General features: G+C 40.1%; 19 protein-coding genes and 1 riboswitch. Of the genes, 16 read left to right on the forward strand and 3 right to left on the reverse strand.

What is annotated here, in order from left to right; genetic code table 11:
- Positions 1-112 precede the first annotated feature (112 nt).
- The 8 genes from FD50_RS05840 to FD50_RS05870 all read left to right on the forward strand — a co-directional run bounded on the left by FD50_RS05840 (position 113) and on the right by FD50_RS05870 (position 11838).
- Positions 113-2293, forward strand: a complete 2181-nt coding sequence (locus tag FD50_RS05840; RefSeq protein ID WP_056960776.1) for a glycosyltransferase family 39 protein — start codon at positions 113-115, stop codon at positions 2291-2293.
- A 77-nt stretch (positions 2294-2370) separates the two neighbouring features.
- Complete coding sequence (locus FD50_RS05845; protein WP_082610444.1) at positions 2371-3417, forward strand: glycosyltransferase family 2 protein; 1047 nt, start codon at positions 2371-2373, stop codon at positions 3415-3417.
- A 466-nt stretch (positions 3418-3883) separates the two neighbouring features.
- Entirely contained in the window at positions 3884-3967 is an 84-nt protein-coding gene (locus FD50_RS13065) for a potassium-transporting ATPase subunit F (protein ID WP_369440881.1), read from the forward strand.
- A complete protein-coding gene (gene kdpA, locus FD50_RS05850) occupies positions 3964-5739 on the forward strand; it encodes a potassium-transporting ATPase subunit KdpA (protein WP_056960777.1) in 1776 nt (591 codons plus the stop codon). The genes FD50_RS13065 and kdpA overlap by 4 nt, the downstream gene beginning before the upstream one ends.
- Positions 5740-5755: 16 nt before the next feature.
- Positions 5756-7834, forward strand: coding sequence for a potassium-transporting ATPase subunit KdpB (gene kdpB / locus FD50_RS05855; protein ID WP_056960778.1), 2079 nt, complete (start codon positions 5756-5758; stop codon positions 7832-7834).
- Positions 7835-7850: 16 nt separating this feature from the next.
- On the forward strand, positions 7851-8435 hold the full coding sequence (kdpC, locus tag FD50_RS05860; protein ID WP_056960779.1) for a potassium-transporting ATPase subunit KdpC: 585 nt from the start codon (positions 7851-7853) through the stop codon (positions 8433-8435).
- 54 nt (positions 8436-8489) lie between these two features.
- Positions 8490-11150, forward strand: a complete 2661-nt coding sequence (locus FD50_RS05865) for a sensor histidine kinase (RefSeq protein WP_056960780.1) — start codon at positions 8490-8492, stop codon at positions 11148-11150.
- A complete protein-coding gene (locus FD50_RS05870; protein ID WP_056960781.1) occupies positions 11143-11838 on the forward strand; it encodes a response regulator transcription factor in 696 nt (231 codons plus the stop codon). Before FD50_RS05865 ends, FD50_RS05870 begins: the two co-directional genes overlap by 8 nt.
- Before the next feature lie 120 nt (positions 11839-11958).
- Here the strand turns inward: FD50_RS05870 and yjeM are convergent, their stop codons facing one another.
- Positions 11959-13470: a glutamate/gamma-aminobutyrate family transporter YjeM gene (gene yjeM / locus FD50_RS05875; RefSeq protein WP_228888067.1), complete on the reverse strand. Its 1512-nt coding sequence runs from the start codon at positions 13468-13470 to the stop codon at positions 11959-11961.
- Between the two features lie 595 nt (positions 13471-14065).
- On the opposite strand from yjeM, the gene FD50_RS05880 reads away from it, so the two are divergent.
- The 5 genes from FD50_RS05880 to FD50_RS05900 all read left to right on the forward strand — a co-directional run bounded on the left by FD50_RS05880 (position 14066) and on the right by FD50_RS05900 (position 17769).
- On the forward strand, positions 14066-15538 hold the full coding sequence (locus tag FD50_RS05880; RefSeq protein WP_056960783.1) for an anthranilate synthase component I family protein: 1473 nt from the start codon (positions 14066-14068) through the stop codon (positions 15536-15538).
- Positions 15522-16115, forward strand: a complete 594-nt coding sequence (locus FD50_RS05885; RefSeq protein ID WP_056960784.1) for an anthranilate synthase component II — start codon at positions 15522-15524, stop codon at positions 16113-16115. Before FD50_RS05880 ends, FD50_RS05885 begins: the two co-directional genes overlap by 17 nt.
- Positions 16116-16168: 53 nt before the next feature.
- Positions 16169-16229: riboswitch (Fluoride riboswitch) on the forward strand.
- Between the two features lie 138 nt (positions 16230-16367).
- A complete protein-coding gene (locus FD50_RS05890; RefSeq protein WP_054756942.1) occupies positions 16368-16763 on the forward strand; it encodes a fluoride efflux transporter FluC in 396 nt (131 codons plus the stop codon).
- Positions 16760-17113: a fluoride efflux transporter CrcB gene (crcB, locus tag FD50_RS05895; RefSeq protein WP_054756945.1), complete on the forward strand. Its 354-nt coding sequence runs from the start codon at positions 16760-16762 to the stop codon at positions 17111-17113. The genes FD50_RS05890 and crcB overlap by 4 nt, the downstream gene beginning before the upstream one ends.
- 137 nt (positions 17114-17250) lie before the next feature.
- The gene (locus FD50_RS05900) at positions 17251-17769 is read left to right on the forward strand and encodes a helix-turn-helix domain-containing protein (protein WP_056960785.1); all 519 of its coding nucleotides are present in this window, start codon (positions 17251-17253) and stop codon (positions 17767-17769) included.
- 278 nt (positions 17770-18047) lie between these two features.
- Here the strand turns inward: FD50_RS05900 and FD50_RS05905 are convergent, their stop codons facing one another.
- Positions 18048-18701: a haloacid dehalogenase type II gene (locus FD50_RS05905; protein WP_054757755.1), complete on the reverse strand. Its 654-nt coding sequence runs from the start codon at positions 18699-18701 to the stop codon at positions 18048-18050.
- A 124-nt stretch (positions 18702-18825) separates the two neighbouring features.
- On the opposite strand from FD50_RS05905, the gene FD50_RS05910 reads away from it, so the two are divergent.
- The gene (locus tag FD50_RS05910; RefSeq protein WP_056960786.1) at positions 18826-19473 is read left to right on the forward strand and encodes an ArsR/SmtB family transcription factor; all 648 of its coding nucleotides are present in this window, start codon (positions 18826-18828) and stop codon (positions 19471-19473) included.
- 69 nt (positions 19474-19542) lie between these two features.
- Here FD50_RS05910 and FD50_RS05915 read toward each other — a convergent pair whose 3' ends face one another.
- Complete coding sequence (locus tag FD50_RS05915) at positions 19543-20730, reverse strand: MFS transporter (protein ID WP_056960787.1); 1188 nt, start codon at positions 20728-20730, stop codon at positions 19543-19545.
- Between the two features lie 247 nt (positions 20731-20977).
- Between FD50_RS05915 and FD50_RS05920 the strand changes: the two genes are divergently transcribed.
- Together FD50_RS05920 and FD50_RS05925 are read left to right on the forward strand one after the other, a co-directional pair.
- Complete coding sequence (locus FD50_RS05920) at positions 20978-21781, forward strand: alpha/beta fold hydrolase (RefSeq protein WP_054757752.1); 804 nt, start codon at positions 20978-20980, stop codon at positions 21779-21781.
- Positions 21782-21826: 45 nt separating this feature from the next.
- Positions 21827-22405: a TMEM175 family protein gene (locus FD50_RS05925; RefSeq protein WP_054757751.1), complete on the forward strand. Its 579-nt coding sequence runs from the start codon at positions 21827-21829 to the stop codon at positions 22403-22405.
- Positions 22406-22438 lie beyond the last annotated feature (33 nt).

Raw genomic sequence — 22438 nt, forward strand, 5'->3', positions numbered from 1 at the left:
ATTACAAAGTTTAATAATCTTAACTTCATAGAAAGTTCAAATTTAACAGCTACCCTTGAATTATAAGTTTGGAGGTATCGCACTAAAAATACAGGTAATAGGGTGATAATTTATGATAAGAGAGCGAATAAAGCGTTGGGACTATTGGTTAGTCGGTATTTTAATTTTAGCTGCTTTTCTATATGGCTGGAGCATTTGGACAGCCGGATATTCAAATAATTTTTATACAGCAGCAATTGTAAGTATGAGTGAGAGCTGGAAAAATTTCTGGTATGCCAGTTTTGATCCAGCCAGTTTTATCACAGTTGATAAGCCACCTGTTGCACTGTGGTTCATGGTTATCTGTGTTAAAATATTCGGTCTTCACGGCTGGAGCATTGTTTTGTCTTCAGTTCTTTTCGGAATCGGCTCTGTAGCATTAATATACAAGATGATTAAACCATATTTTGGGAGATTAGCTGCTAATATGGGTGCGTTTTTTATGACGATTACACCCATTGTGGTAGCTGTATCACGGACAAATAATATGGATGCAACTTTAGTTTTCTTCCTCTTGCTGGCAGGTTATCTGCTGCAGGTGGCTGTGAGCAAGCAGCGAGCGTGGTTAGTGGCAGTCTCATTTGCATTAATCGGGGTTGCTTTTAACATTAAAATGCTGCAGGCTTTTATGGTTTTACCAGCAATGTACTTTTTCTACTGGATTGCATCAACTGCAGGGTGGAAGAAAAAAATTATGCACCTAGTTGCTGCAACAGCTGCCTTGGTGGTCTTCACATTACTGTGGCCGCTGGCAGTTGATTCAACAAGTACCAGCAAACGTCCATATATCGGAAGTTCTTCTACTAACTCAGTCTTGAACTTAGCTTTTGGTTATAATGGAAGTCAGCGGCTCTTGGGACAAACTTCTGGAACTGGTGGTCGTTTTAGTGGCATGGGTGGTTCAAGCAAGAAGGGCAATCATGCAGGTAAAATGAATGGTACACGGCCAACTGGAAGCAAAAAAATGACTGCTCCTAAGGGAATGACTGGTAATAAAAAGGCGGGCACTGCTGGCGGACAGACCGGTAAAATGGGTCAAAACGGCGGCGGTGGTGGCGGCAGTAATATCTTTAATGTTGGATCCGCTGGGCCATTTAGATTATTACAAAAGGCGTTAGGTCAGCAGGTTAGTTGGATGTTCCCATTGGCTTTAATGGGGTTAATTGCAACTTTCCTTTATGAAATTAAAAAGCAACGCAGATGGTGGCAAACAACTAAAAAACAGCAACAGCTCTTCTATTGGGCTGGTTGGTTAGTGCCAGTTGGTGCATTTTTCAGTATTGCAAGCTTCTTCCATCCTTATTACATGGTAATGGTGGCCCCACCGTTAGCTGCTTTAGCTGGAATTGGCGTAGCAACTTTTGTGGGCGCCTTAAGAACTAGCAAACCACAGTGGCAACTTTATCTTCTAGCTGCAAGCTTTTGGTTGACTGGGATTTTACAGGCATGGTATGCATACAGTTATTATCCATGGCTAAGCTGGATTATTGTGGCCGGGACAGCTGCTGCATCGTTACTAGCAGTCTTCTTTTACCGAAATACGCTTAAAAGTATGGTATGTGCCGCTGTAGCGACTGTTTTTCTCTCACTTGCACCTGGTTTTTGGGCGTTGACTCCTACTTTGGCGGGGGCTTCTGATGCAATTCCTTCAGCCGGACCTGACTTGTTAAGTAGTTCAGGCGGAGCAAGCGGTGGTTTAGGCAGCGAGCAGGCTAATACAAAAATGATCAAGTATCTTGAAAAGCATAACAACGGAGCAAAATATTTATTTGCGACGATGGATTCAAATACTGCGGCTCCATATATTATCAAGACCAAAAAAGCAGTCATGACCATTGGAGGTTATAATGGAACTGACAATGCAATTTCATTGGCACAGTTCAAGAAACTGGTTAAAGAAGGCAAAGTTAAGTACTTCTATCTCTCTGGGAAAACTACGAATAGTGCACTTGTGCGCTGGGTTAAAAAGTATGGGACCAAGGTAAAATCAAGTGAATACTCGAATAGCAGTTCAACACAGCAAACGACAACTGGAAAGAGTAATACTGCAATGAAACAAGGCACACCTGGAAAAGGAGGAAAGCGGCCTAGTGGAAAAGCGCCTCAAGGCATGAAGGGCAACCAGATGGGTGGTCGTAAAAACATGAAACAGGGTCAACCTGGCAAGAACGGGAAGACTTCAAGTAATTCGCAGACAAGTTCCTTTGGCGGTTCGATGGGTGGCCAAAGTGGCACACTCTATAAACTGGATTAAAGTGGTTCGTATAAAAGCTAATTTATCATTTTTAACGAGGACTTAAACACACACTAGTGAATAGGAGGTCAACTTCTATGGGTAACAGATTAACAATTGTTTCGCCATGTTACAACGAAGAAGATGTACTTGCGGAAGCTGCTAAATTGCTGGGAGAAATTCTGGATAAATTGATTGCACAGGGAAAAATTGCAGCAGACAGTAAGATTCTTTTTGTTAATGATGGAAGTGTTGATGCAACTTGGCAAATGATCAAAGAACTTGAACACAAGTCTCCCAAATATACTGGAATCAAGTTCAGTAGAAACTTCGGACATCAGAATGCACTGATGGCAGGGTTAAAAAAAGCTCTTCCTTGGTCAGATATGGTGATCACAATTGACGTTGATTTGCAAGATGATGTTGAAAAAATCTATGAAATGGTAGATTGTTATCATGCCGGTAATGACATTGTATACGCGGTCCGTAATAATCGTGATACAGATTCCAAGTTTAAGCGAAACACGGCCTTGTTCTTTTACTGGATGATGAAGAAGATGGGGGTTGAGCTTGTCCCTAATCACGCTGATTATCGGCTAATGTCTCAACGTGCAGTTAAAGCACTTCTTGAATATCGAGAGGAAAATCTCTTTATTCGAGGAATCATCCCTAAGTTAGGATTTAAGAATACCAAAGTATATTATGCCCGCAAAGAGCGTTATGCAGGAGTAAGCCACTATCCTTTGAAGAAGATGTTGAACTTTGCGATTAATGGAATCACATCGTTTACTATTGTTCCCATTAAAATCATGCTTTACTTGGGAATCGTGATCAGTACACTCAGCGGATTATGCTTATTATGGGTCTTATATTCCTTTTTAACGAGCCACACAGTCTCGGGATGGGCATCTGTAATGATGTCGCTCTGGTTTCTCGGAGGTTTCCAGTTGATTACAATTAGTATTGTAGGAACTTACATTGGTAAGATCTTTGTTGAGACCAAGCACCGTCCACGGTATATCATTGAAGAAGATGATTATACTCAAGGAATGACTAATCAACTAGCTCAAAGTCAAGTTGCTCATGGCACATTAAGAGATGCAGGAAAACTTCCAAAAGAGCTGAACCATGTTAATGTTAATTAATATTAGTAAACTATAGATAAATTAAAGAGAGTGTGACATAAGTCGGGAAAATTTGAATGCTAACTCGAAATTATGAACATAGCGAGTAATTTGCTATGAGTAATTCGAAGTTAGACGGAAAATTTTGACTTATGGAACACTTCGATCCGGAATAAAAAAGAGGCTGTGACAAAATTTAACTTTTGTCACGGCCCCTTTTTTGTGTTCTTGATTTCTAAACAGCTAGTGCTGAAATGTGTACCAAAAGACAGTTGGCTGCACTTAACCCCGTAAACCAAACAATCTAATCCCTGAATTATCCGCCTGACGCTGTTAATTTCTGCCAACTAAATGCCTTTTGTCCCGCTCGCTTTTTTGACCAGCAGTGCTTTAACACGGAATTAACATCTGAGGTGGAAGATTAACACTGCTTTAACAGTAAATTTGTTATATTACGTGATAGAAAATAATAAAGGAGAAGATGAAGATGATTATTTTCACAACCGTACTTGTAACACTTGGTTTATTTATCTATCTTGGTTACGTGCTGTTGAAGGAGGAAGACAGATGAAGATGTTATTACAGTATTTGCCATATTTAATATTGCCATTAGTGCTAGCGATTCCGCTGGGAATTTTTATGAGTAAGTTAGTATTGGGGGAAAAGACTTTTATGACAAAGTTCTTGGCTCCTGTCGAAGGTAAAATCTATCGTTGGTTTCGGATTGATCAAGCGGAAATGGATTGGAAAAAATATACACTCAATCTGCTAAGTTTTTCAGCGATCGGTTTTATCTTTTTAATGTTAGTATTGAAATTTCAGAATTACTTACCATTAAATTCGCAGCATTTTGCGGGCATGTCATGGTCTTTAGCCTTTAACACAGCAGCCTCATTTGTGACCAACACGAATTGGCAAAGTTATTCTGGCGAATTTGCCTTATCCAACTTTTCGCAAATAGTTGGATTAACGGTACAGAATTTCATTTCTGCTGCCGTCGGGATTGCAGTGCTATTTGCTTTAATCAGAGGGCTCAAGCGCACCTCTGTGAAGTTGATTGGTAATTTCTGGAAAGATATTATCCGGATTTTATTATATGTTTTACTGCCTTTGAGTTTCGTAATTTCCCTAGTATTAGTGTCAACGGGAGTTCCTCAGACCTTAAGTGGGTCACGCACAGTTGAATTGGTACAGCCGGTGGCAGTTAATCAAGACGGGGCTCCAATCATGAACGCGCACATTGATGAAAAGAATAAAGTAGTTACAGTCAATGGCAAGAAAATCACAAACGCAACAATTGTGACTCGAGAAGAAGTGCCGCTTTATGCGCAGGCCAGTCAAGTTGCCATTAAGCAACTTGGAACCAATGGTGGTGGGGTTTTAGGTGCTAATTCGGCCCATCCTTTTGAGAATCCCAATCCGCTTTCAAATCTGGTCCAGATTACTGCGATGCTATTGCTGCCAATGGCACTTTGTTTTACTTTTGGATATTCCTTGAAAAAGAAAAAGGAAGGAATCACAATTTTTGTAACAATGTTTGTGCTGTTAGCTACTGCCTTAGTTATTAATGGCTTGGCAGAACAAAAGGGGATTTCGCTGGCACATATTGGCAACCTTAATCTGGAAGGAAAAGAAACACGTTTTGGAGTGACACTTTCGTCATTATGGTCAGTAATAACGACAGCAACTAGTACAGGGTCTGTAAATGCTTCCTTGGATAGCTTTTCAGCAATCGGTGGAATGATTGCAATGATGCTGATGCAAATTGGTGAAGTTGCTTTTGGTGGTGTGGGCTCTGGTTTGTACGGCATGCTAGGATTTGTGATTTTAACGGTTTTCATTGCCAGTTTGATGGTAGGTCGGACCCCAGAATATTTAGGGAAGAAGATTGGACCAAAAGAAATGCGGATGGCAGTTTTAGCTTGTTTAGCAACTCCTTTGGCAATTTTGATAGGAAGTGGCATCACCGCCGTTTTCCCAGATACTGTTAAGAGCTTAACAAATGCTGGGGCACATGGATTTTCTGAGTTTCTCTACGCATTTTCGTCAGCTGGGGGAAATAATGGATCTGCTTTCGGTGGCTTTAGTGCTAACACCACGACTTTTAATATTGCATTGGGCCTGGTAATGCTATTAGCGCGTTTCTTGCCAATCATAGCTTTATTGGTAATTGCCGGGAGAATGGCACAGCAAAAGATGACAGCCACTACTAGCGGAACTTTGTCGACTACAAATACAGTTTTTGTGGTCCTTTTACTAATCGTAATTCTTATTATTGGAGTCTTGAGCTTCTTTCCAGCCCTGGCTCTGGGACCAATAGCTGATTTTCTGGCGAGTCATTAGTTAAGGGGGAATCCTCATGGAAGAACAAAAAGGAAAAAATAAAATGCTTGATAAATCAATGTTAATTGCAGCTTTAAAGGAATCGTTTTTAAAACTTGCTCCACGTGATGAAATTAAAAATCCGGTCATGTTTCTTGTCTATATTTCTGCATTGTTGACTACATTGCTCCTCGGATACTCGCTTTTCAATATTAAAGATGGGATTGTAACGAGTGGTTTTATTTTCTCAGTGGCAGTGATCTTGTGGTTAACGTGTTTATTTTCAAATTTTGCAGAAGCAGTCGCAGAAGGACGCGGCAAAGCACAGGCTGAGTCCTTAAAAGCAGCACGTAAAAATGTTGTGGCCCATAAAGTGGATGGGATAACTCACAAAAAAACAGTTGATGCCGACAGTGCTTCTTTAGTTAAAAATGATTATATTTTAGTTAATGCAAACGAACAAATTCCGGCAGATGGAGAAGTGATTGAAGGAGCAGCTTCTGTTGATGAGAGCGCAATTACAGGAGAATCCGCACCTGTGATTCGGGAAGCCGGCGGGGATCGTTCTGCTGTAACTGGCGGAACTACAGTGTTATCGGATTGGTTAATTATTAAGGTCACGCAAGAACCTGGGAAAAGCTTTCTCGATAAGATGATCGGCATGGTTGAAGGTGCCAATCGGAAAAAGACACCCAATGAGATTGCACTTGAGATATTACTGGTGGCACTTTCACTCATTTTCTTGCTGGTAACGGCTTCCTTGTTTACCTATTCAGCATTATCAGCCTCTATTTTAGGGGTGAAAAATCCGATTTCGATTATCTGGTTGGTAGCCTTGCTCGTGTGTTTGGCACCCACAACCATCGGTGCTTTGCTTTCTGCAATCGGAATTGCAGGGATGAGTCGCTTAAATCAGGCGAATGTATTAGCAATGAGTGGACGTGCGATTGAAGCAGCTGGAGATGTTGATGTTCTCCTGTTAGATAAGACAGGAACAATAACGCTAGGAAATAGACGTGCAGCTGAATTTATCCCGGTTGATGGTCATGCGGAAAGTGAAGTCGCAGATATCGCACAACTGGCATCTTTAGCCGATGAAACTCCTGAAGGTCGTTCAATTGTTGTTTTGGCTAAAAAACTTTATGGTTTGCGGGGTCGAACAATCAACGATCAGCATTTCAAGTTTGTTCCATTTACAGCTCAAACAAAAATGAGTGGCGTCGATTATGCGGGGATTGAGATTCGTAAAGGTGCGGCAGACAATGTGGCTCAATATGTCCAAGCTGCTGGTCAAAAGTATAGCACTGCTTGTAAACAGGTCGTTGAAGATATTTCTAAAAAAGGTGGGACACCTTTAGTTGTGACGCGCGATCATGAAGTCTACGGTGTGATCTATCTTAAAGATATTATAAAAAAGGGTGTTAAAGAAAAATTTGCAGATTTAAGGAAGATGGGGATTCAAACAATTATGATTACCGGTGATAATCCTGTTACCGCAGCTGCAATCGCTGCAGAAGCCGGTGTTGATGACTTTTTGGCACAAGCTACACCAGAAAGCAAATTAAAAACAATCCGTGAATTTCAGGCCAAAGGTCATTTAGTTGCCATGACGGGTGACGGAACTAACGATGCGCCTGCTTTGGCGCAAGCTGACGTAGCAGTTGCGATGAACTCAGGAACTCAGGCGGCTAAGGAAGCTGGCAACATGGTTGATCTTGATTCATCACCCACAAAGTTGCTTGAAATTGTGAAGATTGGCAAGCAGCTGTTAATGACACGCGGCAGTTTAACAACTTTTTCGATTGCCAACGATATTTCAAAATATTTTGCGATTATTCCTGCAATCTTTATGAATCTCTACCCACAATTGCAGGTACTAAATATTATGCGACTCAGCAGTCCTACAAGTGCAATTCTGTCAGCTTTAATCTTTAATGCACTGATCATTGTCGCATTAATTCCACTAGCACTCAAAGGAGTTAAATATCGCGAAGTAGCTGCAAAACAGTTATTGAATCATAATCTGCTTGTCTATGGGATTGGTGGACTGGTGATTCCTTTTATCGCCATTAAAGCCATTGATCTGTGTGTTTCTTTACTGCTAGGACTTTTATAAAAGGAGAGGATTACAAATGAGACGAGCACTTAAGGATTCTGTAGGAATCTTACTAACAGTGGTTGTATTGTGTGTATGCTATACGTTACTAGTTACACTTTTGGGGCAGCTGTTTTTTAATAAGCAAGCCAATGGGAGTTTAATTACTAATTCTAAGGGGCAAAAGGTTGGCTCTGAGCTTTTAGCACAACCTTTTACAGCGAAGAAATACCTCTGGGGCCGAAATATGATTTTAGATACTACGAGTTTTAAGAGCACTCAAGGACGCGTAGCTTATGGAACAATTTCAAATCTCTCACAAACCAGCACGGAATTACGGACCCAAGTTAAGCAACGTGCTGCAGTCATTGGAGCTTTAAATAATCAAAAAAATGTTCCTGCGGAGTTAGTGACAACTTCTGGCAGCGGTCTAGATCCAGAGATTTCACCACAAGCCGCGGCTTATCAAGTCGAACGAATTGCACGTGCACGCTCGCTTTCAGCTAAAACAGTTCAGAAAGTAATTTCCAAGTACACCTCTCAGAAAACAGGAGGAATTTTGGGAGCGGCAAGGGTCAATGTTTTACAGGTCAACTTGGCGCTTGATAAAATAAAGAGCTAATTTTTATTTTTCAGACAAGCTGTGGTAGGCTTGAGTTTAAGGGAGGTGGTGTTCATGCAGGAAGATTCAAGTACGCAGAATCTTTTAGCACAAATTAAGAAAACCCAAGCTAAAGAGCGCGGCAAAAGAGGAAGGCTAAAGATCTTCTTTGGCTATGCTGCAGGTGTCGGAAAAACTTTTGCAATGCTAGAAGAAGCACGCGAACTCAAAAATGAGGGTTATGATGTTGTAATCGGCTACTTGGAACCGCATGACCGCCCAGAGACAGCACAGCTAGCAGAGGGTTTGGAACAGCTTCCTCCAAAACGTGTGCAGCATCAAGGACTTCAAGTTAATGAATTTGATTTGGAAGCTGCGCTTAAAAGAAAACCAACTTTCATTTTAGTTGATGAACTTGCACATTCTAATGTAGACGATCAAAAACATTCAAAAAGGTATCAAGACATTGCGGAACTTCTTAATGCAGGGATCAATGTTTATTCAACTTTGAATGTGCAGCATTTAGAGAGTTTAAACAGCGTTATTGATAATTTGTTGCATGTAGCTGTGACTGAGACCGTTCCGGATTATATTTTTGATAATGCCGATGAGATCAAACTTGTTGATTTGGAACCTAAAGATTTGACAATGCGACTGCAGCTGGGCAAGATCTATTCAACTGTGCATGCACGTAAAGCCTTAAATAATTTTTTCAAAATGAATAATCTGACGTACCTGCGTGAACTAGCACTGCGTAAAATGACAATGAGACTTGCTCATAGAAAAAAAGCAAGCGAGCGCCTTTTAGTTTGTATCTCAGGTGCACCTAGTAATCGGCGAGTGATTCGAACAGCAGCGCAATTGGCGCATGCTTTTAGTTGTGAATTAAGTGGAATATATATTAGTGACGATCAGGATGAAACAGCGCATAGTCAGCAATTAACTGAAAACATTCGCTTGGCGGAACTTTTAGGCGCAAAAGTAGCAACCTTGTATGGTGCGCAAAAAGGAGAGCTGATTGCAGAATACGCCAAGGAAAAAGAAATTTCGAAAATTGTCTTGGGTGCCAGTCAGACAACTTGGCTAGAAGAGCTATGGCGCGAGGACATAGTTGAACAGCTCAATACACTGATTCCTGAAATTGATAAGTTTGTGATTACAGAAAAGAAGCACCGAAAAAAAAGAAAAAAGCTTTTTAGTGTATCCCTTAATCAAGTTGCCAACCTTTCAGATCTATTGAAAACTTTTGCGATTTTAACGGGATGTAGTTTTCTCGGACTTCTTTTAAAGGAAATCGGGTCCAATGACGTTAATATTGTGTTGCTTTATATTCTGGGAGTCATGATAAATGCGCTTGTGACTCATGGTAAACGGTATTCGCTCTTTTACTCGTTTGCAATGCTGTTACTCTATGATTTTCTGTTTACGCAACCACTTGCTTCTTTTCAGAGCAGCCCCAATAATCTTTTGACTTTTGTAGTCATGTTTTTAGTCGCCTTTTTGAGTAGTTCGTGGACTACAAAGCTTAGAAAACAAGGCATTTTAGATGCCCAAAGAGCGTATCGTACTGAAATATTACTAAAAACAAATCGGCTCCTGCAACGCTCCCCTAGTCTTGCAGAAATCTATCAGGTGACAGGGGAACAACTGCGTGAACTTTTAAAGTGTCCAGTTTGTATTTTTCCCGGTAATCAAGAAAATTTGAGTATGCCACATTTTTTTGGAGATGGCAAAGACAACCAGGCAACAACCATTACCACGGCCGAACAGGCAATCGTATTGTGGGTATTGCGTAATCGCAAAAGAGCAGGGTTTGGGACAGATACTTTGCCCAAAGCAGACTATCTGCACCTTCCGCTTAATGATCCGGAAGAACCGCGTTATGCATTGGCAGTTGTTTCATTAGGTCTTAAAAAAAGTGTGCATCCGGATTCCTTTACACTGGATTTAGCCTATTCTATCTGTGATGAATGCGAACAGGCTGTTTTAAGAATTAAAAATCTTAAGCAAAAAAACGAAGGCGAAGCGCTGGCACGACAGGAAAAATTGCGAGCTAATTTGTTACGCGGGATCTCGCATGATTTGCGCACACCTTTGACTACGATTTCTGGGAATGCTGATATTTTACTGCATAGTGAATATGAGTTAGAAGAGACGCAGCGAAAAGAGCTATACCATTCGATTTATAATGATGCTACCTGGTTAATCAATCTGGTTGAAAATCTACTGGCGATGACCAAGGTTGATGAAGGAAGTCTCAAGGTTAAACGCAGACCAGAACTAGTAGAAGATATTTTCCAAGCAGCACTCAGTCATTTGAGTGCGAATGCTGTAAAACACACCCTTGAGACTAAAATTGAATCGCAGATGTTGATATTAGATACGGATGGACAGTTAATCACCCAAGTACTCATAAATATCATTAATAATGCAATTCAATATACGCCAACCGGTTCTAAAATTATTCTGACAGCTAATTCGACCGCCAATGGACGTGCGCAGATTAGTATTTACAATGATGGACCGCATATTGATGAACAGGCGATGACTAAGATTTTTGAATTGTTTTATTCAGGAAATTCCATCTATGCTGGTCGCAAAGGAATGGGGATCGGGTTGGCGCTTTGCAAATCGATAATAGCGGCTTGTGGAGGGCGCTTAGAAGTCGAGAATGTGCAACCAAAGGGAGTCCGTTTCTTTTTCACATTACCATTATGGAGGGACAAAGATGAGTAAAATTCGCATACTTGCTGTAGAAGATGATCATGAGGTTGGCAGATTGATTACAATGACTTTAAAAGCCAATCATTATGTGTATGAGTGGAGTAAAACAGGGAATGATGCGTTAAGTGTTTTCTCACTTTTTCAACCAGAGGTAATTTTACTTGATTTAGGATTGCCTGACATGGATGGAATTGAAGTCATCAAACAGGTCCGAGCAATTAATCAGACTCCAATAATTGTGATTTCAGCACACAGTGAAGAAGAAGATAAGATTAGTGCACTTGATGAAGGGGCAGACGATTATCTAGTTAAGCCCTTTTCCGTTAATGAGATGCTGGCGCGTATTCGAGTTGCATTGAGACGCAGGCAAGTAGTTGCAGATAGTGCTGCACAACAGCGCAGTTACGTGAATGGCGCTCTAAAAATTGATTTTTTAGGCAGAACTGCCTATCTGAATGCCAAACCCTTGGCTTTAACGGAGACAAATTATAAATTACTATGCCTGTTGGCTGCCAACACAGCTAAAGTGCTGACACATGGCTATCTAATGCGTGTTCTCTGGCAGGATAAGCCATTAGATGATACGACTTCGCTACGTGTAGCAATTGCTGGGTTAAGGAAGGCGCTAGAACCAACCGCAAACTCACCGAAGTATATTCAGACTCATATTGGCGTAGGTTATAGTTTTATTCAACATTAAAGTTAACGCCATCAGTTAAAGATAAACGGCGAACTACTAGGAAGTCTGCAATTGACCAAAGTAGTTCGCCGTTTGTATAAGTATTGATTTTAAAAATGTCTGTTTTAAAGTTCCGCTCGTTTAAGCTTGGGAATGTTTCACCTTGGTGCGGTACAACCGGTAAAGAGTATAACCAATCAGACCAAACAACAACGGTCCAATAATTTCTAAGAAAAGGTCCCAGTATTGGTGTGCACTAACCGCAGAAATAACTGTTGCGCCAACTCCCACAAGTAAGAGTGCATCTGTCAAACAAACGACGATTAAGGTACTCCATTGATGCTTGAAAAAAACAATCTCGGTTTCATTAAATGAATATTTAGCTTTGAAGAAAGCAAAGGCCGTGACTAAAAATAGATAGGGCAGGGTAGAAGAAATATTATCCATCAAAGTTAAGACATTATAAAAACTTACCGCACTTTTGCCGCCAAATGAAGTCAAAGCTAAAAGGATACTGACAAGCAAGGCTTGTGCCCACATTGCATTTGCAGGCATCTGAAAATGATTTAGCTTTGTCAAAAAAGCTGGCCACAATTTTTTAGGAGTACCAAGAATAAATGACTTGATTGGCATAAAGGCAATTACGAAAAAAGAACCACAATAGCTCAGTAACATCATTAATGCTGCAAAACGGGCACACCAAAAACTAAAGGCCGGTGCCGCCGATTTTAAACCTAACGAAAGTGCCATAGTGCGCCCAAGATTACTCATCAGCACGTAGGTTGTATTCCCAAGATTAACTGAAGAAGCAGTAAAAGTTTTTGTCCAATTGGCAGAAGCTCCCCACATGAAAATAAAGAGGGCATAAATAACGGTAATTAAGATCGCACCGAGAGCCATTGCAAATGCAAAATTACGCTTTGCATTTTTCATACGATCAGAAACACCACCGAGAGCTTCAATGCCCGCAAAAGCATAAACTGCAAAAATAACAAATGAGACCGTCTGGCTAACTGACTGATAACTTTTGCGTGGTGAAACCAGCAGGCTTTTAGGTAATGAAATCGGTTCTGCTAATTGAAAATGATTAAGACATAGGACAAACAGGCTTGCAGCAAAAAAGAAAAGTGTGATAGCAACTGCCGCTAGACCGCCAATTGAAGCCAGGTGCACAATTTTTTCAATTCCTTTGGTCGAAATGAAAGTTACAAAGCAAAAAAAGAGAATGCTAATCAGGCCCAAGGTAGTAGTTGAGTCCAGGTTTCCAAAATGCCAGGTACTGGTTTGGTCTGCGCCGGATAAGGTAGTTGAAAGCATAATCCATATTTTTGAAACGGTGGAAACAATTAAAATAATCCAGGATGCAATCCAGACAAATCCGCCAATAAAGGCCCATTTGATGCCCAAGGAATTTTCAAGCCAAGCATAAACACCACCAGGTTCGTTATGAAAGGCGGCTCCAAATTCGGCAAACATCAGTGAAGATGGTACGAAAAATAAGAGTGCTGCCAAGATGTACCAGACGATTCCAGCATAGCCCATAGTGTAATAAGCAATTGAAGTATTATCAAAAGCAAAAGTTGATGTGAAAATCATCAGCATAACACTCAGAAATGTGACGGTTTTAGGAGACAAAGTTGTTGATTTTTGCAAGTCGTTCACCTCAAGCATAGTTTACAGGTTAAAAAACAATAAGTATTTTTAAATTTTTTATAAGCAATCTGTTAAAATTGTACACTGAAAAATAAGATAAAGAAACAAGTTTTTGCAAATTAATGAAAACTATTGTGAAAAAAAGTTGGTTTTCAATTTTTTGAAAATTTTACGACCTTGTTTTTAATTAGATATTTACAGAACGGAAATTCTGGTGTAGACTACAACTAATAATTTTAATAATGATATTTTAATAGTAATCTTAAACCGTTGATGCGGAGATCAAGATTGTTGTGCACGTTAAGAGAGTCACCGAAGCTGGGAGTGTGACCGAACGCAGGCAGTTAAATGGACCGCAGAGGGCTTTTCCGAAAACAAGTGTGAGTACGGAAAGACGTCAGACATACGTCAGTTGTCGGGAGTGTGTTGGCACTTCGCTAAGAGTGTGATTACCAGTTTTAATAGTCTTATTTAGTCAACGACTGTTGGATTGGTGTCAAATTAAGGTGGTACCGCGAAAATATTCGTCCTTAAGAATGCTAAAGCATTCCTAAGGACTTTTTTTATGCTCAAAATATAGAAAGGTGTGTCTAAGATGATTGCAGAATTAGAGAAGTATCACGATTTTCCAGCTGTTCCGGTGACAATCCAGTTTAAGATGGAGTCTTTTGCAGCAATCCAAGTAATTAATAGTTTCAGAAAGGAACATGTGCCATGTTTTTTATTGACGCGTACGACTGAAAAAGATGAAAAGTACACATACTTGGGGATTTCTCCGCAAAGAAGTTATCAAATGCATGCTGAAATGGTGACAATTAATACCCCGAAAGGACAGCAGGTTAAGCATGAGGTGCCTTTTTCAAAAGTCCTTGAGCAGGTCTTAGCCAAATACCAAACACCGCACATTCCAGAGTTACCTCCCTTTCTTGGCGGTCTGGCCGGTTATTTTAGTTATGATTATGCTAAGACTGCCACCTCTGCTCATTTTGCAGATGTGACCGATCCACTCGAACTCCCAGATGCAGACCTATTATTATTAGATCAAGTGATTGTCTATGATCACCGCAAAAAAGAAATTACGCTAAGTCGAATAGTCTCAACGCAGATCACTCCCACAAAGTATCGCGCAGTTCTTGAAGATTTACGTACTTTGAAAGAAAAAATCTTGCATTTACACCTAGATTCGGATTTACCAACTTTTTCAATGGGAAAACTTAAAATGCATTTTTCTTTAGCAGAATTCGAACAGCATGTCGAAGAGGTGCGACGCAGGATTAAAGATGGAGATATTTTCCAGTTAATTCTCTCGAATATGCAGGAAACAAGCATGCGAGGCTCCTTATTAGCAGTTGCTCCGCGGCTTTTCACTGATTGCCCTTCACCATATGAATTCTATTTTCAGCATGCAGATTTTGAAGTGGTCGGAGCCTCGCCAGAAACTTTGGTTGGCAAAAACGGACAGCAACTGTTCGCATATCCATTAGCTGGAACACGCAGACGCGGTGCAACAGCTGCCCAGGATGCAGCTTTTGCACAAGAGTTATATCACGATCCCAAGGAACTTTCAGAGCATAACATGCTGATTGATCTGGGAAGAAACGATTTGGGGCGGGTCAGTAAATTTGGCACTGTTCAGGTAACTGGAGTACGCAAACTCTTAAAATTTGCCAACGTGATGCATTTAGGTTCAACGATTGAGAGTACTGTTGCACCCAAAACAACTGCAACTGAGATTGTTAAAGCAGTGCTACCCGCAGGAACACTTTCGGGTGCTCCCAAAATTTCTGCGATGCAGATCATTGCACAGCTTGAGAAACGTAAACGGGGTCTTTACGGCGGCTGTCTTGGTTATTTGGGATTCGATGGGGATTTGGATATGTGTATTGGAATCAGGCTGGCTTATCGCAAAGCGGAACATTTAGTGGTCCATTCAGGTGCAGGAATTGTAGCGGACAGTGTCGCGAAACATGAATATCAAGAATTCAATAATAAAGCAGCTGCTGTGAAAAAGGCACTTGCAGCAGTAAATACCACTGAGGAGGTAGCAGTCGATGCATTATTTGATTGATAATTACGATAGTTTTACCTATAATTTGTATCAAATGGTCGGGACTTTAACTAACGAAACTGTTAAAGTAATCAAAAACGACGAGTTGACCGTTGCGCAGTTAAAGGAACGCAAACCACAAAGCCTAATTTTCTCACCCGGACCGGGGCGCCCACAGGATGCAGGGCAGATGGAAAATTACCTGCGTGCCTTCATTGGACACATTCCGATCTTAGGAATTTGCTTAGGTCACCAAGCAATCGGCGAAGTCTATGGCACCAAGGTTGTTCACGCTAAACAACTGATGCATGGGAAATCATCATCGATTCATTTAACTCACCCGGATAATCTTTTTGCGGGTTGTCCTGAAAGCTTCACTGGGGCACGGTATCATTCTTTGGTACTTGAGCGCAATAGCCTCGCTTCGGCTCTAAAAATCACGGCCGAAAGTCAAGATGGTAGCATTATGGCAATTGCAGACGATGTTAAGCAGGTTTATGGGCTGCAATTTCATCCTGAATCAATTATGACTGAGCATGCAGTGGGCCAACAAATCATGCGGAACTTTTTGCAACTTGCTGAAGCGGTTTATGCGTAGCAACCACTACTTAATGACATTGACATTTAAATTTTTAACCTGCATAATAAATGGTAATAAAACGTGATGGTGTTCGCGGATAACTATCGAAAGATTGATAACACCTACCTGCTTGCATGGGGGTAGGTGTCTTTTTTTGTCTCTCTTGCAAGCAAATAAACCTGAGGGGGATTAGCAATGAAGCAATCAGTTATTAACTGATAAGAAGCAAGCAATTATTTTGAAGAACAAGCTATCGGGGTGGGAGAAAGAATGAAAGAGAATTTAAAAAATGATGTTAGTGTCATCTGCTTTGCTTTTGGAGGCGGGTGTTTACGCTATTTTTTTACAACGTGGTTAGGTTTTAGTGGAACAGTCGTAGTTAATTTAAGTGGATGTTTTTTATTGGCTTGTCTGACTTATTTCTTTTTGACCTTTAAGAATTTTTCAGAATGGTTAACAATCGGTCTAGGAACTGGATTAATCGGTTCTTACACAACATTTTCCAGCTATAATCTTGATCTCTTAAAGATGATTCTCCAACACACCACAGGAGAAGCGGTGCTATACTTGGTAATCAGCATTTTAGGCGGGCTGCTTTGTGCTTATTGTGGAGCTTTTTGCGGAACCAGTCTAGGAAAAAAGTTGGTTAGGAGGCGGCAGCGATGATTTATTTAGTTGGATTAGGCTCAGCGATTGGATCGTTATTACGTTTTGAAGTGACCAGAAACGTTAAACGGCGTTATCGTCAGAACTGGCCGCTGGCGACATTTTTGATTAACTTAAGCGGGGCCTTTTTACTCGGGTTTATCTTTGGCTTGCATCTGACTCAAGTTTCTTTTGCATTTTTAGGAACAGGTATAGTAGGCGGTTTTACAACTTTTTCAACTTTAAATACGGAAGTCCTTGGTTTATTCAATAACCAGCATGTCCACACCGGGACCAGCTACTTGCTGTTTAGTTACTTAGGTGGTGGGCTCTTAATTTTTAGCGGCTACTTTTTGGGGTCACTGGTCTAGCATAGAATAGAAAGTTTGAGTGTAAAAATGGTGTCAGCTTAACTTTAGTAAGATCTTTCTATCGTCTTTTAGGTTATTATGAACTATCTTGGATAGTAGCCAGTTCAAAATGAAACTAAAATTAAAGGTGAGGATAAATGGAAATCAATCAAATCTTAAAGAGTGAGCGAAAAAAATTAAAGTTGACACAAGCACAGGTTGCTGCAGAAATCTTTGTTTCGCAAAAGTCAATTTCTAATTGGGAAAATGGACATTCATTTCCTGACATTGATAGTTTGATTCGGTTAGCTTCTTTATATCATTTATCCTTAGACAATATTTTATTGGAGGATTCTAAAATGGTGAAAGATCTTAAGGAAAAAACTGATTTGAATGCAATGAAGAAAATTCAAATGACAGTCTCTATTACCAATTCGCTCTTAATACTAGTGGTTTGTGCCCAGAGTTGGCTGGGGGAGCTGTCTTTGCCAACCACAGTTTTGATCAGTTTGGTTATTATGCTAAACATCGTTTCAACAGTCTACTTTTCGAAGTTAATTAGCCGCCTTGATAATGCAGCAGCAGCTAAAACAAAAAAGAAGCGGCAGATAGTCCGATTCTTGATTTTTGCAATTATTTTTGGTGGTTGTCTGTTAATTGGAACCTTACTGAATTAGGCTTTGAAAGCTGAGTTACAGGTAGTTGACGAAACAGTTATGGTTCTATTAACTAGAAAATTTTGAACAGGGGGCGGTGACAAAAGTTAAATTTTGTCACCGCCCCTCTTTTATTCCGGATAAACGTGTTCCATAAGTCAAAATTCTCCGTCTAACTGCGAATTACTCATAGCAAAGTACTCGCTATGTTCGTAATTTCGAGTTAGCACTCAAAATTTTCCCGACTTATGTCACACTCTCCTTAGTTTGCGCGTTGCACATCGTTGGTGAATGAGAGGTTAACGAAGTAACTGCTCCAATGAATCAACCTCGGTGACAGGCGCAAATGGTAAATTTTCAAAAGGCGCTCTGGTTCTATTAATCCAAGTTGTGTTAAAGCCATAACTAGTGGCGCCGTAAATATCCCAAGCATTGGAAGAGACAAATGTGTAATTACGCGCCTCTTCTTTAGCGGCAATTAAACCATAGACACTTGCCGTTGGTTTATATTTTTTGACTGTGTCAGCCGAAAAAATGTTACTAATGAATTGATCGATGCCCGTCTTTTGCAAAATGGGAGTGATCATTTCGGGAGTTGCGTTTGTTAAAATTACAATTTTTTTATTTTCAGCTGTTAATTTTTGCAATACTTTAAGCGTGTCAGGAAACAAAGGCGCAATTTGATAAGAGAGCAGCATTTCTTGTCGTAAATGAGAATCTTTAATATTAAAGAACTCAAAAGTATAGTCGAGCGCTTTCTTCGTTAAATCCCAAAAATTCAGGTAGAATGTGGGATCTTGTTGCGAAATAAGCCACGCGTATTCTAATTGCTTTTTTCGCCAGAGATCATTAAAATCTTTTGTTAAGGAACCTAACTTGTTGGAAAACTGGTCTGTGACAGCATTTAGATCAATTAGGGTCCCATAAGCATCAAAAATTATTGTCTTTTTCATAACGTTCCTCCTAGCTATTTGTCAATAATTATAATTTATCATTAGAATATCTCGAATGCTTTCGAGATAAGCTTGGAAAGAAGGAAATGATATCAAAGAACCCAATCTTAATCAGGTAGCATATTTGCTAAGTAATGCGCAACGGACAAAAATATTACTTTTTTTGCTGGATAATCGCTTCCATACTGTTAATGAAATTACGCAAAAAACGGATTTGAAGAATAATACTGTCTCATTTCATTTAGGCAAGTTTCTTAAAGCCGCTTGGGTAATTTGCACAGTGAAGGGCAAATTTCATTATTATAGACTTAAAAATGCTCAAGTTGCGGCTCTCATAGAAACAATGCTGGTGCTCGCCCCACGAAAGGAAATCCTTTCTTTTACTCAAAATAAGGTTTATTTACGCCTGAAACAAGCACGGGTTTGCTATGACCATTTAGCAGGCGAGCTTGGCGTGAATTTACTACAGCAGCTGCTGCAAAAGAAATGGATTACTAATACTGCTTCGGGGTTAGTGATTACAAGCCATGGCAGTCTCCAGCTTGCTCAAAAATTTAATATTAGTTTTGCAGCATTCGAACTACAAGACACAATGATTCTGGCAACGTGTCCTGACTGGAGTGAAAACAAGCGGCATCTAAAAGGTGCGCTCGGCAGGCAGTTGTTACGATTTATGTTTGTGCATGCGTGGCTTTATTTTCCAGTTGAAGATAGTCGAGCGGTTGCGTTGACCGCTAAGGGACGGCGCAAGTTCAAAGAATATTTTGACTGATCAAGCAGCCTTAACAGCCGAGTTTTGGGACTAGGCACAACGAGTTAGCTTTTAAAATAACTGCAAAAACTACTGTGCTTTTGGATCTGCTGAACTGACAAAAAGCAGGCCCACTAGGAATGTACAACAGGCAAGCAGTAACAAGACCACTAGCGCAACTTCCCAATTACCAACGCTAGTTTTAAGTTGTCCTAACAAAGTTGGACTCAAACAAGCGATGAGGTAGCCGATTGATTGGACAATCCCGCCGATTGCACTCGCTTCGCGTGCAGAATGTGCGAGTGTTGTAATGAGGCTCAAAGACAACGAGAAAATTGCAGCAGTTGTCAAGCCTAAGCAAATCACGGCGCTTGTTAATAGCAGCAGTGAAGGCTTGCCAAGCAGCAACAAGCCTAAGCCAATGAGGTACCCACTGAGCAAAAAAATCAGTACCGTTTGCAATGTGCGTCTTGAGGTCTTAAGGCGCGGAATAAGATACGAAATTGGAATTCCACTGAATTGAAAAAGTGCAAAAAGCCCGCCAACTGCTAAAACGGAAAGTTTTAAATTACTCAAAATACTGGGTAACCAAGCTACTAATCCATAAAAAATAAAAGATTGCATTCCCATGAAAAATGCGAGAATTAGCACTCGTGGTTGTTTAACAAGCAACTGTTTGAGACTCTTTTTCTGGGGCATTGGCGCGTGGTGATCGTTGACTTGAGCGTTGCTTATTTTTTTAGGAAGCAGGAACCAGCCGCAAAGCGCGACAACTGGCGGAAGTGAGACTAACTGAATGACTGCTTGCCAACCAATATTTTTGGCTAAAAAGGCTGCGGAGTAACCAATTAATGCAGCCCAGAGACTAAGTGCCGCAATGTAAAGGCCATTTAAAATACTAGCTTTTTCCGGGGCGCGTTCCATAATGATGGTGGGGATTAGAACATTTAAGAGCGTAATTGCTGTTCCTACAAGTGCAGTTCCCAAAAAAAGCAACGGCAAGGAGTAGATCCGCACGAAATTTGCAACCAGTAATAGTGTCAAAGATAGCAGTAACGAGCCTTGTGTTCCCAGTCGGTGAATTACTAAAGGTGCTAACACTGAAAATATTCCAAAACAAACCAGCGGAATAGTGGTTAAGATCCCCATTTCAGTAGCAGAAAGTTTAAAGGCTTGCATAATATAAGTACTCAATGGCGGAATAACAATAATTGCTAGGCGCAGATTGCCGGCAATTAGAAAAATCTCCCAATTCAAATTAAACTTTATTTTTTCCATGCTGATGATTCGCTCCCTTTAAATTAATTAAAACAATAAAAAGCCCACCTAAACAAGCATTCTTGCCTAGATGGGATCCATTCTAGTATCATGACGAAATAAATTTCGCTATCAGAATTGTACCGCATTATTTTAGCACCTGATCTTTCTTAAAGTCAAATTCAAGTGTAATTAGCAATAAATTGAATTAAGATTAAAGCTGAGAAGGTATAAAAAAAACAATTTAGTAAATTTGGAGGCCCCCCAGATGCAACAGAAAATCGATAATTTTTCAATCCACTACGAGATTCGTGGAACAGGAATACCGGTTGTCTTTTTACACGGCTTATGCTTAGATTTGAATTTTATGAAAGAAAACTACGCAGAATATTTTGATTCAAAAAAATACCAGCAGATCTACCTTGATCTTCCAGGAATGGGAAAGAGCAGCTCATTTTCAGAACCGCTTCCGAGTGGAGATTATTTATGTACTGTCATCACGCGATTTTTGGATAGTCTGGGAATTAAGGACTTTTACCTTTGTGGTCATTCTTATGGCGGATATCTGGCTTTAGGGATTGCCTATCGTTGTGCGCAGCAAGTTAAAGGGTTGTTTTTGACTTGTCCAGTTATCACTGCGAATGCAAATAAAAGAATTACTGAAAAACATCTTAATTTGACCTTGGCTGAAATTAAGCCGACTAATGCAACAGACTATGCCGATTATAAAGAAATGAATGTTGTTATTAATGATTTAAGCTGGCAGAAATATCAAAAAGAGATTGCCAGCGGACTTCAGCAGTGTGATTTTCAGTTTATTGAGCAACTGCAACGGGATGATTTTAAGGCTTACCAGTTGAATGATGAAGAAAATATTAAGAAATGGCAGACGCAGATTCCAACTTTTTTGTTACTGGGACGGCATGATCAAATTGTCGGTTTTCGCGAACAGTCTAAGTTGTCATTGACTTTTGTAAATTGCAATCTACTGGTTTTAGATTCCGCGGGGCATAATTTGCCACTTGATCAACCGCAAATCTTTAAAAGCTGTCTTAATTATTTTTTTAAGTAAGTAATTTGTTTACACTAATTAGTGTGTAAAAGGGAAGTGAAAACCATGTCAAAAAGTCGCTTAGAAGCTTTCAGTGATGGAATTTTTGCAATTATTATTACTATTATGGTCCTCGAGTTGAAGGTGCCTGCGACAGGTGCTTGGAGTGAACTAATCAAACCGAGCTTTTTTGCTACCTTGTCAGCCTACTTACTTAGTTTTTTATTTGTGGCTAGTTTTTGGATTAGTCACCACATGATTATTACTCCAGTCAAAGTAGTTGATAAAGTTCTACTATGGTCAAATATTGGACTTCTTTTACCAATCAGCCTATTGCCATTGGTGACTGCTTGGCATGGGAGGTATCCTAGTGCTACTGCTCCAAGTGTTTGTTACCTGTTAATATATGTCTTATCAGTTTTGGGTTTATATATATTAGGTCAAGTTTCATTAGCACGTGTCAGCCCAGTACAAAGAACAGAGTGCTATGAAACGAACAAAACACGGTTATGGTTGGTTGTTTTCGGTTTGATTTCACTTGCGGTTACTTTTGTGATACCTTTAGTTTCCTCGGTGTCAGTTTTTATTATTTTGATTTATTGGTTAAGAGCCTCTAACCAAAAAGATGTTCGCCGAAAATTTTAGATTATGAAAACCCCAAGCATTTTTTTGGACTTA

It is taken from the genome of Liquorilactobacillus satsumensis DSM 16230 = JCM 12392, from assembly GCF_001435195.1.
Taxonomy (GTDB): Bacteria; Bacillota; Bacilli; order Lactobacillales; family Lactobacillaceae; genus Liquorilactobacillus; species Liquorilactobacillus satsumensis.